This is a genomic window from Chitinolyticbacter albus (assembly GCF_024437655.1).
In the GTDB taxonomy this organism is placed as follows: domain Bacteria; phylum Pseudomonadota; class Gammaproteobacteria; order Burkholderiales; family Chitinibacteraceae; genus Chitinolyticbacter; species Chitinolyticbacter albus.
Window position 1 is genome coordinate 1 of the sequence record NZ_JANBVF010000046.1, and the last position, 350, is coordinate 350.

Below are 350 nucleotides of genomic sequence, written 5' to 3' on the forward strand. Positions count from 1 at the left end.
GGTGATGCGCGGCGTGAACGAGCACGAGATCGCGCGCATGGCCGAATTCTGCTTCGAACATGGCTTCATCCTGCGCCTGATCGAGACCATGCCGATGGGCGACACCGGCCGCAATGCGCAATACCTGGACCTCGGTCCCGTGCGCGAGGCGCTGGTAGAGCGGTTCGCGCTGGTGCCCGAGGTGCTGGAGCTCGGCGGTGGCCCGGCGCGTTACTGGCGCACCGCGGGCGGCACCGGCCGCATCGGCTTCATCACCCCGCTCTCGCAGCATTTCTGCGCCAGTTGCAACCGGGTGAGGCTGGCGGTCGACGGCACGCTCTACCTGTGCCTGGGCCAGGAAGCCAAGTTCG

General features: G+C 68.0%; 1 pseudogene. It reads left to right on the forward strand.

The window, feature by feature from the left end:
* A pseudogene (locus NLI84_RS17525) lies at positions 1-350 on the forward strand (GTP 3',8-cyclase MoaA); the annotation flags it as partial.